The organism is Nocardia uniformis NBRC 13702, from assembly GCF_001613345.1.
In the GTDB taxonomy this organism is placed as follows: domain Bacteria; phylum Actinomycetota; class Actinomycetes; order Mycobacteriales; family Mycobacteriaceae; genus Nocardia; species Nocardia uniformis.
In genome coordinates, this window is sequence record NZ_BDCE01000047.1 from 12607 (window position 1) to 29468 (window position 16862).

The window sequence follows — 16862 nt, forward strand, 5'->3', positions numbered from 1 at the left end:
TCTACCTGGTGTTTTGCCCGTATGGATCAAAGTGATCATTGGTGTTAACGGATCGATCCACGTAGCGATGAATCGATGGAGCCCTGCGGAGGGCGGTCGCGTTCGTCGGTCAGGGCTGTTCGACCTGGCAGAATGATGGTGTCTCGACCGTTCCCCGCAGGCGTGGTGGGTCGAGCAGGCGTAATCGGGGCGGCGGCAGCGGGCCCGGACGCGCACCGAGACGTTGAAGTGGGGTTGAGAAGTAATGAGCGAAGGTCAGAGCCGACGGCGGTCGAGGAACCTGCTGGGATCCGTGGCTGTGCTGTCGGCGTTAGTGCTGGCGTTGGGGGCTTGCTCGTCCGGATCGTCGAGCGATTCCTCCTCGGTGGCAATAGATTCCAATCCAATCAGCGAGCTCATCAAGCCGAAGCTCGTCGCACCCATCAAGGATGGTCAGAAGGGCGTATCGCCCGGTGATCCCTTGGTGCTGAAGGTCGAGGACGGCCAGCTCACCAATGTGAGCCTGGTCAATCCGGAAGGCCGCGTGGTGTCGGGCGAGCTGGCTCCGGACAGCCGGTCATGGACGCTGACCGAGCCGTTGGGATTCGGTCGCACCTACACGGTGAGCGTGGAGGCCATGGGTCTCGGCGGTAAGAGCACGACCGCCATGAGCTTCACCACCATCTCGCCGAACAACCGCACGCACCCGTACCTGATCCCGGGTGAGAACGAAGTGGTCGGTATCGGTCAGCCGGTGGCCATCCAGTTCGACGAGAACATCCCGGACCGCAAGGCCGCCCAGGACGCGATCAAAATCACGACCACGCCCGCGGTCGAGGGTGCCTTCTACTGGGTGAACAATCGCGAAGTGCGGTGGCGGCCGGAGCATTTCTGGGTATCGGGCACCAAGGTCGAAATCGCTGTCAACACCTACGGCAAGGATCTCGGCAACGGCCTGGTCGGCGATGCCAATATCAACTCGTCGTTCACCATCGGTGATGCGATGGTCTTCACCGCCGATGACAACACCCATCAGGTGGTGGCCGAGAAGAACGGCGAGGTGATTCGCACCATGCCGACCTCGATGGGCAAGAACGGCACGCCCACCGACAACGGCGTCTACATCGTGGCCGACAAGCACGCGAAGATGGTGATGGACTCCTCGACCTACGGTGTCGCGGTGAACTCGCCCGACGGCTACAAGACCCCGGTCGACTGGGCGACGCGAATCTCGTACTCCGGCATCTTCTTCCACTCGGCCCCGTGGTCGGTGGGCGCGCAGGGTTCGTACAACACCAGCCACGGCTGCTTGAACCTGAGCCCGGATAACGCGCGCTGGGTGTTCGAGAACGCCAAGCGCGGTGACATCACCATCATCAAGAACACGGTGGGCGGCACGCTCTCGGGCGTGGATGGCCTGGGTGACTGGAACGTTCCGTGGCATGTCTGGAAGGCGGGCAACGCGGACGACAACCGCTGACCGGTTACCGACGACGAGAAGGGCTCCAGCTACCGAGCTGGAGCCCTTCTTCTGCTCTTATGCGCCGGGTCGATGCGATCAGATCAGAGCGATGGTGCTCGGAATGCTGCCGACGGTGGCCGGCGGCTTGTTGTCCTTGATGCCGTCGCAGCCGAGTCCGACCTTGCCCAGCGGTGTCATCGCGCTGCCGGTGACCGCGCACAGGGTGTCGAACGGCCCGAGCAGGAGCTTGTCGAGATTCGGCAGGCCGAACGAGCCGGTGCCGGTGGACCCGGTGGTGCCGAGGCCGAGTGCGGAACCGGTTTGTGCCGACTCCGATGCCGAACCGGTCACCTCGGACTCCATCGGATCGTCGGCGACCTCCGTGGCCGGGGCCATCGGCTCCAGCGGAACGGCCGAGGCGGTGGCTGGCGCCGCGGTCAGGATGGCCGCGGTGGCCAGGAAAGTGGTTACGGCGCAACGCTTCACAAGTGAGGTCTTTCTGATAGAGCTCGGTCGAGGGCCCCGACATTCCCCCGCGTTCCGATGAAGTCTACGAAGATCGAGTGGGCTGCGCCACGAATTCGAAGCAATGTCATTTCAACCACTCAGCAGTCGACCCGAATCCGATAGTCACCGGCCGCGACGGTGTCGACCGCGATCCGCCAACCGCCCGGGACCGCACGGCGGTGGGCATCGGCGATATTGCGCCCGGTAACCCTCGGATCAGCGCACCGGGCCGGAATCCACAGCTCCGCGGTCGCGTCCGCCCGATCGGCCGTACCGGTGACGGACAGGGCACCCGTCGCGATCTCGGAGTCGATGGCGGTCAGCCGACCCGGACTGGCTCGCGGATAGGAACGGTCGAGGACAGCCGTGGTGGCCGGATCGTCGCCGATCCCGGTGTCCTGCGCGGCGCAGTCGGGGCGAGTGCCGCGGGTGCCGATATTGTGCGGATCGCCGCAGGCCTGCCGCCACTGCCAATAGGTCCCGCCGACCAGATGGGCATCCTCCAGCGCGGCGAAGCGTCGGGCCTTCTCCGCCGCCATGGCCGGATCGCTATCCCAGAAGCCCCACTCGCCATTGAAGAAGGTCGTCCCGTAGTGGTCGGCGGCTGTGGCCGTATCGGCGAAACCCTGTGCGAGCGAACCGGGTAGCGGGCTGATCGATTCGTTGTACTGATGCGGGGCGTAGACCATATTGTCGTCCTCCGCCGAACCCGAATCGCCCGCGAACAGCGGCTGCGGCCCGGGTAGCGGCAGTGGGCCGGTGATCACGGACGGTTCGAAGAAGACAATGTGCCCGAAGCCACCCGGAGTGGTCTGTTCCGCGTCGCGAATCGCGCGAATCGCGCGCCGGTAGTAGTCGCCGAGCAGCAGGTAGTCATTGATGCCGGGGAGTAGACCCGGATTGGGTTCATTGAGCAGGTCATAGCCGACAACCGTCGGATCGTCGGCGAAGCGGGCCGCGACGGCCGCCCAGGTCCGCACCAGTTCGGTCTGGATGCCATCGATGTCGAGATAGAAGTTCTGGAACGAGGTTTGGACGGCCACCGAGAGTTCGCGTTTGCCGATCCGGCATGTCGCGGCGGTACCGACGAGGGCGGTGGCCCAGGCCGGTGCGCCATCCCAGCCGACCGCGGGCTCGGTGAGCGGCGGGCAGGTGATGTCGTCCGGAGTGTGCACGGCCGGTCCCCACGCGTCCTGATGCATATCGAGGAGTACGTAGATATCGTGCGCGCGGGCCCAGGTGACGGCCTGCTCGATGCGATCGAGGTAGGCCTCGTCGATGACACCGCGAGTGGGTTCGAGCGACGACCAGCTGATGATGAGCCGCACGACATTGGCGCCCAGCGCCGCGATGCCGGCGAAGTCGTCCTCGGTGAGCGTTTCGGTGGCGGGGAGGTCGGGCCACTCCCGGTAGTACTCGCCGAGCCCATTCACATTGATGCCGCGCAGGATTGCCGTTCGCCCACGGTCGTCGACGATGCGGGCGTCCGGCCCGCTGAGCGCGCGCAGTGGATGGTCGACCTGGCGGTCGGCGGGGTCCGTGGGTGTGGCATGCGCGGTCGACGTCGCTACCGCCGCGACAATGGCCACGAGACCGGTCAGTGTGCGTCGCCACCGCGATCGTCGGCAGGTCATATCTATCCGTCCGGGTCCGGCGAAAAAACTGACTATAACGTGTTTCAGAAAGTTTCCCGAATCTCTGGACAGGCGACCAGTTACGGCTGTTTACTTGGAGCCCGGGTGGGCCCTCACCCCCGAGTTTCCGCAGGACTCGGTAGGCAATGTTCGGTCCCGGAACAACGGGATACGTCGAGGAGAAAATATGTTCCGAACTCTTCGGATGACTGCCCTGGTGGCGTCGACCGCATTGGTTTCTGCGGGATTGAGTGTCGGCTTCAGCGCGGGCACCGCCGCTGCCGACGAGGCATGTTCGGTGCGGAGTTACCAGACGAAGAAAGATATCAGCACGGTCGGTATCACCCACACCTACGAAAAGATCGCCAGCAGCGATTCTATCGGTGTGGGAACCGCGGTGACCTACAAGATCGTGGTCGGCACCACGGGTATCGGCAATCCGTATGTGAACACCATTACCGATTTCCCGCCCACCGGATTCGGTGCGCCGATCAAGACGACGGTCACCGCCTACCACGCGGGCGCCGGACAGCGCACCGAGGCGGTGACCGCTACTCCGAACGCGGGTGGCTGGAAGGTCACCAGCACCGGTTGGTTCGTCAACTCCGGTAACCCGGTGACACTGAACATCACCTATCCGGTGCCGGATAATCTGCGCGCCGGTCAGCAGGTCACCACCGGGGGCGTCGGCGTTGCCGGAACCGTCGGCGTCAGCAATGAAATGCCGAATCTGACGGCCTGTTTCACCGCGCGTGGTGCCAATCCCGGTGAGACGGTGCTCGGCAGCCTGGGCGATAACGGGCTCGGCTCCTCCGAGGGGCAGCTCAGCTCCACCGGTTCGTTCAGCGATGTGCTGGCCGATGTGCTGCGGAAGTACCTCGGCAGCTGACCGAATGACCGATACGGCCAGCGCCTCACCGGAAATCCGGTCGGGCGCTGGCCCTCGTAGCTGTCGGCGATATCCCAGAGGATCGAACTGTTGATCAATCGAAAACTATCGGCCCTGCTGACAATTTCCTGCCTCGCACTGTCGCTGGCACTGTTCGGCGGATGCGGAAAAGCAGCCGCGCAACCCGCCGAATCGCAGCTCGTATATATCGACCGGGCCGGGCAACGGCAACAGATACTGCACGTGTACTCGGCCGCTATGGACCGGGTGATCGCGCTTCAGGTGATTACCCCGTTCGATACCAGCGAGCCACGGCCGACGCTCTACCTGCTCAATGGTGCGGGCGGCGGTGAGGATATCGCCAACTGGTACCGCCAAACCGATATCGTGCAATTCTTCGCCGATAAGAACATCAATGTCGTCACCCCGATCGGTGGAGCCTTCTCCTACTACACCGATTGGCGCAATGACGATCCGGAAATCGGCCGCCACCGGTGGGCCACCTTCCTGACCGCCGAACTCCCACCCATTATCGACACGGCGCTGGGCACGTCGGGCATCAATGCCATCGCGGGCGTATCCATGTCGGCCTCCGCGGCCCTCAACCTGGCCATTGCCGCCCCCGACCGCTACCGCGCGGTCGCGGCCTACAGCGGTTGCGCCTCCACCACCGACCAGCTCGGCCGCGAATACGTCAAACTGGTCCTGGCTCGCGCGGACGCCGATCCCACGAATATGTGGGGCGATGACAGCGATCCCGCCTGGCAACGCCATGATGTCGTCCGAAATGCCGAGGGTCTCCGCGGAAAGGCTCTCTACATTTCTTCGTCCAGCGGCCTACCTGGCTATGGTGAAACCCTCGCGAATCCCGCGGTCGCGGGCCAACCGCTGACCCTGGCCAATCAGATCATTATCGGCGGCGTGATCGAGGCGGCCACCAACCAGTGCACCCAGCGCCTGTCGGACCGACTGCAGCAGCTCGATATCCCGGCGACCGTCGAATTCCGTTCCACTGGAACGCATTCCTGGCGCTACTGGGAAGACGCACTGCACCGTTCATGGCCGGTTATCGAAGCCGCCGTGCGGGAATGACCCCGACCTGAGTTCCGAAACGCGAAGGTGCGAACCATCTTCCCCTCATTGGAGATGGTTCGCACCTTCGCGTCGGACCGCTAGCGGACCGGCGTTATGGTCTGATCGTCGGACTTGTGCTGCTGTCGCAGTACCGAATGTCTACGGCCATAGGCGAAGTAGACGGCGGTGCCGATCGCCATCCAGATGACGAAGCGCAGCCAGGTCTCGATGGAGAGATTGAGCATGAGCCACAGGCAGGCCACCGCACCGAGGATGGGGATCAGGGGGACGAACGGGACTCGGAAACCGCGGGGCAGATCCGGGCGGGTCCGGCGGAGGATGAGGACGCCGACGGACACCAGGACGAAGGCGACCAGGGTGCCGATATTGACCATTTCCTCGAGCGTGCCGAAGTCCACGAAACCGGCCAGCAGGGCGCAGACGACGCCGACGATCACGGTCAGGCGGACCGGGGTGCCATTGGAGCCGGTATGCGCGAGGCTGCGGGGGAGCAGGCCGTCCCGGGCCATGGCGAACAGGACTCTGGTCTGGCCCAGGTACATGACCATGACGACGGTGGACAGGCCCGCGATCGCGCCGATGGAGATGATGTTCTTCACCCAGGTATCGCCGTGTATGGCGAAAGCCGTTGCAAGGGTGGCATTTCCGTCGGCGAGCTGGGTGTAGGACACCATTCCGGTGAGCACCAGCGAGACCGAGACATAGAGCACTGTCACGATGGCCAGCGAGCCGAACAGCCCGCGCGGGACGTCGCGCTGCGGATTGCGGGTCTCCTCGGCGGTGGTGGCGACGACATCGAATCCGACGAAGGCGAAGAACACCAGGCTGGCGGCGGACAGCAGTCCGAACCAGCCGAAGGCGGTGCCACCGGAACCGGTGAGCCACGCGAACAGCGACTGGCGAACCCCTTCGGCGTGCTCGGACGGCTGCGACGGCGGGATGTAAGGCGTCAGATTCGACGGCTTGAAGTAGGTGGCACCCACGACCAGCACCAGGGCGATGACGCCCAGCTTGATGGCGACCGCGATGGCCGATACCCGAGACGAGAGTTTGGTGCCGGTGGCCAGCAGTGTTCCGACGACCGCGATGATCGCCACCGCACCCCAATCGAAGGTGAGCGGACCCAGTTCGATGACCGTCGCATTGGTGCCGAGCAGCTCGCCTAGGTACTGCGACCACCCCTTGGCCACCACCGAGACCGCCAGGGCGAATTCCAGAATCAGATCCCAGCCGATAATCCAGGCGACAATCTCACCGAAGGTGGCGTAGGCGTAGGTGTACGCGCTGCCCGCCACCGGAACGGTCGAGGCGAATTCGGCGTAGCACAGCGCCGTCAGGCCGCACGCGATCGCGGCGAAGACGAAGGCCAGCGAGACTGACGGCCCGGCCACCGAGCCCGCCGTCCGGGCGGTGAGGGTGAAGATGCCCGCGCCGATGACCACCGCGACACCGAAGATGGTGAGGTCTCGCGCGGTCAGATCCTTGCGTAGCTTGGAATCCGGGTCATCGGTATCCCGGATCGACTGTTCAACTGATTTGGTGCGGAACAATCCGCTGGTTATCGCCACTGGTGGTCTCCTCTTTGAAACTTCTAGCGCCGCGTCAGATCGATCGCGGGATGGCGTCGAGTCGACGCTCGGCGAACCGGTTCGCGGCCGCGCCGGTCCCGATTCCTTCGGCCTTGGCGGCGGCGATGATGTCGCGGCACCGGTCGAAAATCTGTGTCACATCGGATTCGATGTCGGCCGTGGCGGCGGCGCGCAGCTCGCCCTCCACCTGAATGAGGCCGCCCGCATTGGCGACGAAATCGGGTACCCAGGTAATGCCGCGCTCGTTGAGCGCTTGCTCCACAGCGGGATTCGCGAGCTGGTTATTGGCCGCGCCGCAAATGAGTTTCGCCTCGATGGCTTCGGCGCTCGAGGCGGTGAGGGTGCCGCCCAGTGCGCAGGGCGCGTAGACGTCCACCGGTGCGGTGGCCACCGTGCTCAGTAGTCGTACGGCCGGGTGCTCCTGCGAAATCCGCTGCAACGCGGCCTCGTTCACATCGGTGATGCATACGTCCGCGCCGTCGGCCAGCAGCAGTGCGATGAGTTCGCGGCCGACCTTGCCGACACCCTCGACGCCCACCGTGCGATTCGCCAGTGAGGCGGTGCCCCAGACCGATTCGGCACCGGCGCGCATGGAGTGGAAGACGCCGAGCGCGGTCAGCCGAGCACTGTCACCGGAGCCGCCCGCCGCGGTGCTGCGACCGGTCACGTACGGGGTGTGCCGACCGATAATGTCGAGGTCGTCGGTATTGGTGCCGACATCGCCCGCCGTGATGTAGCGCCCGCCGAGCGTATCGACGAACCGGGCGTAGGCGGCCAGCAGCGCCTCGGTCTTGGTGACCGCCGGATCGCCGATGATGACGGCCTTGCCGCCGCCGAGGTCGACCCCGGCCGCCGCGGCCTTGTAGGTCATTCCCCACGAGAGCCGCAGGACGTCCTGGAGCGCGGCGGACTCATCCGCGTACGGGTAGAAGCGGGTGCCGCCGAGTGCGGGACCGAGCGTGGTCGAGTGAATCGCGATAATGGCCTTCAGGCCGGTCTTGTCGTCCTCACAGAACACCACCTGCTCGTGGGCTCGGGCGCTCAGTTCGTGCGAGCGGCCGAAAACTCCGGCCTCGGTGTGCATTGCGGTCACGATTGCTTCCTTTCCTGCGATGCCACCGGATTACGGCAGCGTTGAGTCGCCGCACGGGTGGCGGCGGTATTTCGTCGCTTGTGGCGGACGATTATGTGGGATTTTCCGGTGGTATCCGGTCAGTGCTCGATGCCGAGATCGCGGAGACCGGCCCAGTACAGCTCGACATTGCCGAGCTTGACGTCCTCGTAGCCGCGAACCAGATCCGGCAGTCCGGCGGCCTCGAGCGCTGTCTCGTAGTCGTCGGCGCTCAGACCGACCGCGAACCGCCGCACCATCTCGGTGTAGTGGGACAGCAACTCCCGCTCCACCTTTCGGACGTGGGCGTAGCCGAACGGGTCGAGCTTGGTGCCGCGCAGCAGCTTGCCCTTGGCGAGAACCTTCAGTGCCACGTGCGATTTCGGGCCGAGGCCGATCTTCTTTTTACGGCCGAGTGCGCGCAGCACCGGTGGGTGCAGTTTGTAGGTGAGCTTCTCCCCGCCGGGAACCTGCGACCGTACCTCGGCCAGGAATGCCGGATCCACCAGCAGGCGCGCGACCTCGTACTCGTCCTTGTAGGCGGTGAACTTGTGCAGCCCGCGTGCGACCGCCGCGCTGAAGTCGGTCCGTTCGGTGACGGTCCGCTCCGCCGCCCATACGAACTGCACCGTATCGATGTACCGCCGTGCGACTTTCGCGTTCTGGTACTCGATCAGTTCGGCGGCGCGCAACTCCACCAACCGCCGAACCTCGCCGTCGAAAGTGGTGTCGGCCAAAAGTTCTTCGGGTACGGCCGGAACACGGTGCGGCTGTGCGGGTTCGACGGCAGCCGCGAAGGCGACCGGGTCGGCGATCGCGACACGTCCCCAGCGGAAGGCGGCGATATTGGCGGCGACCGCGACCCCATTGATACCGATGGCCTCTTCGATCGACGCCGCGGGCAGGCGCAGTCCGCCGCTCTGGAAGGCCGCGCCGACCATCAGGAAGTTCGCCGCGGCGGTATTGCCGAACAGCTTCTCGGCCGCGTCCAGTGCGTCGAAGTGGTTCAGCGAAGTCGACACGGACGCAAGGCGATCCAGTAGCGATCCGGTGTCCGGATACGGAACCGACTTGTCGTACACCATATCGCCGGTCGGCGTCTGGCTCGTCGAGGCGATCGCGACGGTGGCGGCCGGGGTGCCGTACCGGAGGTTCTTGGGGTCGGTGGCGGTCAGCAGGTCGATGGCCAGAATGCAGGAGGCGCTACCCGGGGTGAGCCGGTTGGACGGCTCGAGTTCGGTGGTCGAGAACCGCAGATGGGACAGCACGGGTCCGGCCTTCTGGCTCAAACCGATCTGGTCGAGGCTCTCCACCTCGTATCCCGCTCGCAGCGCCGCGGTGGCCAGTACCTGATTGACCGTGACGATGCCGGTGCCGCCGATGCCGGCGATGAGCACATTCTGGGTGCCCGCCGGTGCGCCGAGACCCGGATCGGCCACCACCGGCGGCTCCGCGGTCTTGGGCTTGGAGTCCTTGCGGCCCTTCTTATCCGGTGTCAGTTCCACTGTGACGAAGGAGGGGCAGTCGCCGTCGAGGCAGCTGTAATCGGTATTGCAGGAGGTCTGATCGATGCGGGTCTTTCGGCCGAATTCGGTCTCGACCGGTTGTACGGAAAGACAATTGGACTTGGTGCCGCAATCGCCGCAGCCCTCGCAGACGGCCTGGTTGATCACCACTCGGGTATTGCGGGTGGGCAGCGTGCCGCGCTTGCGCTGCCGCCGGGCATCTGCCGCGCAGTGCTGGTCGTAGATCAGCACCGTGACGCCCTTGATCTCGCGCAAAACCTGCTGCGCCTCATCGAGCCGGTCGCGATGCCACAGCAGGGTGCCCTTCGCGAGGGCCCGCTTCTTGTGCCGCTTGGGTTCATCGGCACAGATGATGATCTGCTTGACACCCTCGGTGGACAGTTTGTGGGTCAACCCCGCGACGGTGAGACCGCCCTCCACATCCTGCGCGCCGGTCATGGCGACGACTTCGTTCCAGAGCAGCTTGTAGGTGATATTCACTCCGGCCGCGACGCAGGCCTGCACCGCCAGCTGGCCGGAGTGGAAGAACGTTCCGTCGCCAATGTTCTGGAACAGGTGCGGTACATCGGTGAACGGTGCCTGGCCGATCCACTGACTGCCCTCACCGCCCATCTGGGTCAGGCCGGTCACCGCGCTGTCGCTGCGACCGGACATGGTCACCAGGGTGTGGCAGCCGATACCGCCGCCACCGATCGATCCCTCGGGCAGCGCCGTCGAGCGATTGTGCGGGCATCCGCTACAGAAGTAGGGCGTCCGCTTGGCGGAGAGCACCTCCAGTGAAAGTGGTGGCGGTGCGGCCTTTTTCAGCTCGACGCGGTCTCGTAGCACCCGGCGTAGCGGCCCGAGTAGTCGACCGGCGGTCAGTTCGCCGTCGGCGGGCATGAGCGGCGCGCCGCGCCCGTCCAGTTTGCCGACGATCCGTGGCGCATCGGTGGTGCCGTAGAGGATCTCGCGAATCTGGGTTTCGATGAACGCGGTCTTGTCCTCCACCACGATGACCTGTTCGAGACCCTGTGCGAACTCGGTAACCTGCTGTGCCCCAACGGGGTACGGCATACCGATCCGCAGCAGTCGAATCCCGGCGCGGTGCATGGCCGGTTCGTCGACGCCGAGGTCGAGGAGGGCTTGGCGGACCGCGTCGAAGGTGGTGCCGGTGGCGGCGATGCCGACCTTCGCGTCGGCCGGATTCACCTCGATGACATCGAGTTCGTTTGCCGCACCGTAGGCGCGGACGATGTCCCAGCGCGGACCGTACAGATCCGCCTCGGCGAGGACGCTATCGGTCGGGGCGGCCATCGGCCGCTGCCGGTAGACGAAAGGCTTTCCGTCCCACTGCACTTCGGGCACCGTAATCGGGAAGTCGACGACGGAGCCGTCGACGGTCCATGCTCCGTCGGCGACATCGGCGACAATCTTCATGGCCACCACGCAGCCCGAGGCGCGCGAGAGCGCGACACCCTGCATCCCCATGGTGATGATCTCCGCGGCATTGCGCGGGAATAGCACCGGCACCCCCATGGCGGCCAGCGAACGCTCGCTCACGGCGGGCACGGTCGACGACTTCGAGGCCGGATCGTCGCCGACCAGCAGCAGCACCCCGCCGCGCGGATTGACCCCGTACATATTGGCGTGCCGAATGGCGTCGGTCGCGCGATCCACACCGGGACCCTTGCCGTACCAGACGCCGACGACACCGTCGTGGGTCGCCCGGCCGGCGGGCAGATCGGCCTGGCTGCCCCATACCGAGGTGGCGGCGAGTTCCTCATTGAAGCCGGGAACGAAGGCGATGTCGTGTTCGGCGAGCACATTCGGCATGCCGAGCAGCATTTTGTCCACCCCGCCGAGCGGGCTGCCCTGGTAACCGGATACGAAGGTCGCGACCCGGCGTCCGGCGCGAATATCGCGCACGTGCTGCTCGACCAGTAAGCGGGCGATAGCCTGCACGCCGGTGAGGAGGACTGGACCCGCACCGGAGCGATAGCGGTCGGCGAGGTCGTACGGCGCGGTCGTCTCAACCTGCGGTAGTGAGGACGGGCAGGCAACGCTGGTCATGAACAGTCACCACACTTCCCACAGCTCAGATCGTGAGCCGCGAACGAAGGTACGTAAAGCAATCGGTGCAGCGAAACTTGCCGTGAAGGGGTGATGGTGTCAACAGTCGGGCTGAAAACTAATCAGACTGCTCAAAAGTGATCTAGAGCACTGTGGTGCGTACATCATTTTGCTCGAGCTACGGAGATCCGGGTCACATCAGGGGGTGTGAACTGTTCTCCGAATAGTGTGCGATAACGCGCGATACCGCGTTCGGGTGAGCTGGCCTGGAGACGTCGGGACGCGGAGGCGGCTCGCGGGGAACGGACGTACAGGCATCGGGATCGGGGGTGTCGTCTCGGAACGGAGCGGGCGTCATGGTTCGCCGGTTGTTGTCGGTGTGGTGTGCGAGAGTGAGGCGCGTGGGTAGGTCTCGGCGCGGGGCGCCGTTCGTTGTTGCCGCTGCGGCGGGTGTGCGGGTCCGCACCCGCCTGCATCCCACGCCCAGTGAGGCCGCGACGCTGACCGAGATCGGCGCGTTCGTCGGCGGCGTTTATCGCCGCGAGTTGGCCGCCCGCGTCGCGCACGGCGCCCTGGATCGCAAGCGGCAGGCCGACTATCGCGCTCAGCGCAAACGCGCACTGACCACGCAGACCTCGTCGCGGTGGGCCGGAGCGATCACCCGATCGGTGGAGGACCAATACCAGTCGGGGATGCGCGCGCTGACGGCGCACACCACCAGTCTGGACGCGGCCATCGCGACCCTGTCCGCACGGTGCGCCCTCGCGCCGGGCAAGCGGGACGGGAAGGTCACCGGCTACCGCGATGGCGGCGAACGGTTCCAGAAAAACCGGCGGCTGACAGTGTTGCGCGACCGCGCCGCCCGGGCGCAGGAGCGGTGGGCGGCGGGGAGTCCGTCGATTGTGGTGGGTGGGAAACGGTTGTGGCACACCCGCAACCACCTCGCCGCCGCCGACCTCACCGAAGACCGGTGGCGGCAGCAGTGGGACGCGGCACGGATGTTCCTGACCGCCGACGGCGAAACCGGCAAGGCCGGTGGCAACGAAACACTGCGCGTCACCTCGGGGACCGGGCAGGTGCGGATCAAAGTGCCCGCCGCGCTGGCGCAGCGGTTCGGCACGCACATCACGATCGCCGCGCCGGTCGATTTCCGTCATCGACACGAGGAGTGGCGTGACCGCGTCCACACCAATCGTGCTGTGCGCTACGACATCTCCTACGACCCGACCCGCCGCCGTTGGTATCTGGACGCGTCCTGGAGCATCGCGCCCGCCGCGCCGGTACCGCTCAGCACGCTTCGGGCCGGGCAGGTGCTGGCAGTGGACCTCAACGACGGCCACCTCGCCATGTGTGTCCTCGACGCCTCCGGCAACCCGGTCGGACAGCCGGACACGATCGCGATCGCGACCGAGGGGCTACCGGCATCGCAGCGCGACGGACACCTGCGGGCCGCACTAACCACACTGCTCGACCAGGCCGAACACACCGGCTGCGCGGCGATCGTGATCGAGAACCTCGACTTCGCCGACGCCCGCGCCACCGGCCGCGAAACCCTCGGACGAGGCAAGCGCGGCAAACGATTCCGTCGTAGTGTCGCGGGCATCCCCACCGCGAAGTTCCGGGAACGGCTGCGCGGCATGGCGGCTCGGCGCGGTATCGCGGTGGTGGCGGTCGACCCGGCCTACACCAGCAAGGCCGGTGGCAAACACTGGCGCCAGCTTTTACAGCAACAATCCAAGACTTCCGGTCGTGCGGTGACCGTCCATCATGGGGCGGCGGTCGCGATCGGTCGGCGCGGACTCGGGTTGCGGTTGTCGCGTCACTCGTCTGGTCCCCGGCACGCACAGCGGAGCGTGCCGGGCCAACCAGCGAGCTCGGCGACACCCGCGCCCCGGATGCGCGTGGCGTGTGCGAAGCGCCGTCTCACCCTCGGCCCCCACGGGCGGCCGGACGGGTCCGGCGGCAAGCAGCCCACGCTAGCGGCCAGGACCGTTCGGGCCGCGACCGAGCGATGCTCACTATCGCTCACTGACTAGGAACGGTTGTTCGTCAGCTGGTCGACGAGCGGGAGGCAGCGGTATTCGATCGGAGTCGCCAGCGCCAGCATTGTCTCGGTGTGTTTCACCCCGGGGATGGCGTGTACCCGCTGCATGATCGCGAGCAGATCCTGTTGCGATCGCGCCGCGATGCGGACGAGCAGATCGGCCCGCCCGGTCGTGGCGTGGACCTCGAGCACATTCGGGAACGCCCGCAGCGCCTCCACAATGGCATCCATCTTGTTCTGATCGAGTTCGATACCGACATAGGCGTGTACGGCGAATCCGATCGCCTGCAGATCGACATTCGGCGGGTACCCGCGCACCGCCCCGGACGACTCGAGTCGCTTCATGCGCGCCTGCACCGTATTTCGCGCGATCCCCAACCGCGCCGCCAGCTCCAGAATCGGCGTACGCGGATCACGCGCCAGCTCCGCCAATAGCGCGGAGTCCAGGGCGTCGAGCTTGATGGCCATGCCGCATTCTGGCACAGCGCATCCGGTGCGAAATCAGTGCGCGGCGCGGTGGCGCTCGAATTGTTCGGCATAGCGGACGAGCAGGTCCGCGGGGTCCGCGGGCGGTGCCTGTCGTCGCCAGATGGCGCGAAATTTGCGGGTCAGGACCGCGTCGGCGAGTGGAATTTCGACCAGGGCGCCGGTCCGCAGATCGGGCTCGGCAATCAGCCTGCTGAGTATCGCGGGCGCGAGGCCGGTGCGAGCCGTGGCCAGAATCGCCGCCGCCGAACCCAATTCGGCGGCGGGCCGGGCCGGTTCGGTTTCGGCGGCGAGGATCTCCCACACGGTATCCCTGGTGCCCGACCCCGGTTCCCGCCACAGCAGGGCCGTACCCGCCAGTTCGCGCACGGTCACCGGTGTGCGGTGGCGGGCCCACGAATGTTCGCGACCGACCACGACCACCAGATCGTCGGCCCCGAGCACCCGGCTGCCGAGTTCGGCCGGGGGATGGGGGCCCTCCACGAATCCCAGATCGGCCTGCCCGTGGCCAACCCACGCTTCCACCTGACGAGAGTTCCCGACGTCCAGGGCCACCGTCACCTCCGGGCGAGCCTCGCGCAGGGCGGCGAGCCACTGCGACATGCGATGGTCGGCAATGGTTTTCGAGGCCGCGATGCGGAGTTTGGGCCGGTCGGCGGTGCGCAGGGCGGCGACGCCGGCGGCGAAGGTGTGCGCCGCCGCCAGCATCGGGCGGGCATGTTCGACCACGGTCCGCCCCGGCTCGGTGAGGATGGAGCCGGTGGGCCCGCGCTCGAGCAACCGCACATGCAGCCGCCGCTCGAGTGCGGTGATCCGCATACTCGCCGCCGGTTGGGTGATGCCGTGCCGTCGGGCGGCGGCACCGAGACTGCCCAGTTCGGCGACCGAGACGAGCAGGTCCAGTACCTCCAGGTCGGGTGTTCCCGGGGGCAGGGTCATAAGGATCGATTATGCGGGCCGTCACCCGTGCGCGCCGGGCGGGGCATAAGCCGCGCTGATGGGGTGGTCGGTGTTCGACGTCTACCGCACCTCGGCCGCGGCGGCGATTGTTGACCTGTGCCCTTACTCGCGGCCGCTCGGCCGCGTCGCTGGGCACACAATCGCGAGGAGGCATCATGGCTTACGTCGTAGGCGCGGACTGTGTAGACGTCCTGGACCGCGCATGCGTGGATGAATGCCCGGTCAACTGCATCTACATCGGTGACCGGATGGCCTATATCCAGCCCGACGAATGCGTGGACTGCAACGCGTGCGAACCGGCCTGCCCGGTGGAGGCTATTTACTTCGAGGACGATGTGCCCGCCGGGCAGGAGGTCTTCATCGCCGAGAACGCGCGATTCTTCGAGGAGCCGCTGCCCGGTCGGGACGCGCCACTCGGCGCGCCCGGCGGTGCGGTGACCGAGTTGGGGGTGGATACCGCCTTCGTGGCGGCCTATCAGCCATAGCGCCGATGGGTAGTGAAAGCGAAAGGCCCCGGTCCAATGGACCGGGGCCTTCTTCGGGTGACCGACGGGGCTCGAACCCGCGACATCCAGGATCACAACCTGGTGCTCTACCAGCTGAACTACGGTCACCATTGCCGGTGCGTATCCGGCGCGGTAGATCGTATCGCGATCCGCCGCCGAGTACCTAATCGACTGGTTACGCGGTATTTCCGGTCGGTTTTTCGGTGGTGAGTTCGGCGGCCACGGCCGCGATTTCGGTCGTCGACGGGCCGGGGGCGGGCACGAAGGCGGTGCGCCGGTAGTACTGGAGTTCGCGGATGGACTCCTGGATATCGGCCAGCGCGCGGTGGGCCAGGCCCTTTTCCGGCTGACCGAAGTAGATGCGCGGGTACCAGCGGCGGGCCAGTTCCTTGATGGAGCTGACATCGATCATCCGGTAGTGCAGGTGCGAGTCGAGAGCGGGCATATCGCGCGCGATGAAACCGCGGTCGGTGGCAATGGAATTGCCCGCCAGCGGCGCGGTGCCGGGGGAGGGAATGTACTGCTTGATGTAGTCGAGGATCTGCTGCTCGGCCTCGGCCATTGTGACGGTGGAGCGCCGGACCTCTTCGGTCAGGCCGGAGCGCTCGTGCATTGTGGTGACCACCGGTGGCATGGCCGCCAGCGCGGCATCGTCGGCGTGGATGACGATATCCACGCCGTCGCCGAGAATATTGAGGTCACTGTCGGTGACGAGCGCCGCTACCTCGATCAGCTTGTCGCTGTCCAGGCGTAGCCCGGTCATCTCGCAATCCATCCACACCATGTACTTGTCGGTCACTGGAAACACAGTAGCCGTACGGCTGTTGCCTGCCCGGATTCACCCGATCGCGTTCACGCTGCGTGTTCCGGGCCTCGGAACTACCGCGTTCGATACCACGGCGTTGCCTGATACGCGGCTGCGGCTCTTCGCTTCGTCGAGGTCGGCTCGCTCGCCCGGCCGCGTCGGGCCCCGAAAGCGGACCGACCGCGCGTTATCGTTGCCAGCAGATCCGCGCATGGTC

The 16862-nt window shown here is 66.0% G+C and carries 13 protein-coding genes and 1 tRNA gene; 5 read left to right on the plus strand and 9 right to left on the minus strand.

What is annotated here, in order from left to right; genetic code table 11:
* Positions 1-244: 244 nt before the first annotated feature.
* Positions 245-1459, plus strand: coding sequence for a L,D-transpeptidase (locus NU1_RS15920; RefSeq protein WP_067522179.1), 1215 nt, complete (start codon positions 245-247; stop codon positions 1457-1459).
* Positions 1460-1537: 78 nt separating this feature from the next.
* On the opposite strand, the gene NU1_RS15925 is transcribed toward NU1_RS15920, so the two are convergent.
* Positions 1538-1927: a hypothetical protein gene (locus NU1_RS15925; protein WP_067522181.1), complete on the minus strand. Its 390-nt coding sequence runs from the start codon at positions 1925-1927 to the stop codon at positions 1538-1540.
* A 119-nt stretch (positions 1928-2046) separates the two neighbouring features.
* Positions 2047-3582: a glycoside hydrolase family 5 protein gene (locus tag NU1_RS15930; protein ID WP_067522183.1), complete on the minus strand. Its 1536-nt coding sequence runs from the start codon at positions 3580-3582 to the stop codon at positions 2047-2049.
* Between the two features lie 187 nt (positions 3583-3769).
* Between NU1_RS15930 and NU1_RS15935 the strand changes: the two genes are divergently transcribed.
* Positions 3770-4471: a hypothetical protein gene (locus tag NU1_RS15935; RefSeq protein ID WP_067522185.1), complete on the plus strand. Its 702-nt coding sequence runs from the start codon at positions 3770-3772 to the stop codon at positions 4469-4471.
* A 90-nt stretch (positions 4472-4561) separates the two neighbouring features.
* Complete coding sequence (locus NU1_RS15940; protein WP_067522187.1) at positions 4562-5563, plus strand: alpha/beta hydrolase; 1002 nt, start codon at positions 4562-4564, stop codon at positions 5561-5563.
* An 80-nt stretch (positions 5564-5643) separates the two neighbouring features.
* Here NU1_RS15940 and NU1_RS15945 read toward each other — a convergent pair whose 3' ends face one another.
* The 3 genes from NU1_RS15945 to NU1_RS15955 all read right to left on the minus strand — a co-directional run bounded on the left by NU1_RS15945 (position 5644) and on the right by NU1_RS15955 (position 11844).
* Complete coding sequence (locus tag NU1_RS15945) at positions 5644-7134, minus strand: APC family permease (RefSeq protein WP_067522189.1); 1491 nt, start codon at positions 7132-7134, stop codon at positions 5644-5646.
* Positions 7135-7168: 34 nt separating this feature from the next.
* Positions 7169-8239: a Glu/Leu/Phe/Val dehydrogenase dimerization domain-containing protein gene (locus NU1_RS15950; RefSeq protein ID WP_157552378.1), complete on the minus strand. Its 1071-nt coding sequence runs from the start codon at positions 8237-8239 to the stop codon at positions 7169-7171.
* Between the two features lie 128 nt (positions 8240-8367).
* The gene (locus tag NU1_RS15955) at positions 8368-11844 is read right to left on the minus strand and encodes an indolepyruvate ferredoxin oxidoreductase family protein (protein WP_067522192.1); all 3477 of its coding nucleotides are present in this window, start codon (positions 11842-11844) and stop codon (positions 8368-8370) included.
* Positions 11845-12245: 401 nt separating this feature from the next.
* On the opposite strand from NU1_RS15955, the gene NU1_RS15960 reads away from it, so the two are divergent.
* Complete coding sequence (locus NU1_RS15960; RefSeq protein ID WP_157552372.1) at positions 12246-13880, plus strand: hypothetical protein; 1635 nt, start codon at positions 12246-12248, stop codon at positions 13878-13880.
* On the opposite strand, the gene NU1_RS15965 is transcribed toward NU1_RS15960, so the two are convergent.
* The gene (locus tag NU1_RS15965; RefSeq protein ID WP_067522196.1) at positions 13877-14356 is read right to left on the minus strand and encodes an Lrp/AsnC family transcriptional regulator; all 480 of its coding nucleotides are present in this window, start codon (positions 14354-14356) and stop codon (positions 13877-13879) included. The genes NU1_RS15960 and NU1_RS15965 overlap by 4 nt on opposite strands.
* A 33-nt stretch (positions 14357-14389) precedes the next feature.
* On the minus strand, positions 14390-15313 hold the full coding sequence (locus tag NU1_RS15970; RefSeq protein WP_067522198.1) for a LysR family transcriptional regulator: 924 nt from the start codon (positions 15311-15313) through the stop codon (positions 14390-14392).
* A 176-nt stretch (positions 15314-15489) separates the two neighbouring features.
* On the opposite strand from NU1_RS15970, the gene fdxA reads away from it, so the two are divergent.
* Positions 15490-15819: a ferredoxin gene (fdxA, locus tag NU1_RS15975; protein ID WP_067522200.1), complete on the plus strand. Its 330-nt coding sequence runs from the start codon at positions 15490-15492 to the stop codon at positions 15817-15819.
* Positions 15820-15875: 56 nt separating this feature from the next.
* On the opposite strand, the gene NU1_RS15980 is transcribed toward fdxA, so the two are convergent.
* Together NU1_RS15980 and orn are read right to left on the minus strand one after the other, a co-directional pair.
* Positions 15876-15948 (minus strand) — tRNA-His (locus NU1_RS15980).
* Positions 15949-16015: 67 nt separating this feature from the next.
* Positions 16016-16624, minus strand: a complete 609-nt coding sequence (gene orn / locus NU1_RS15985; RefSeq protein WP_212761977.1) for an oligoribonuclease — start codon at positions 16622-16624, stop codon at positions 16016-16018.
* Positions 16625-16862 lie beyond the last annotated feature (238 nt).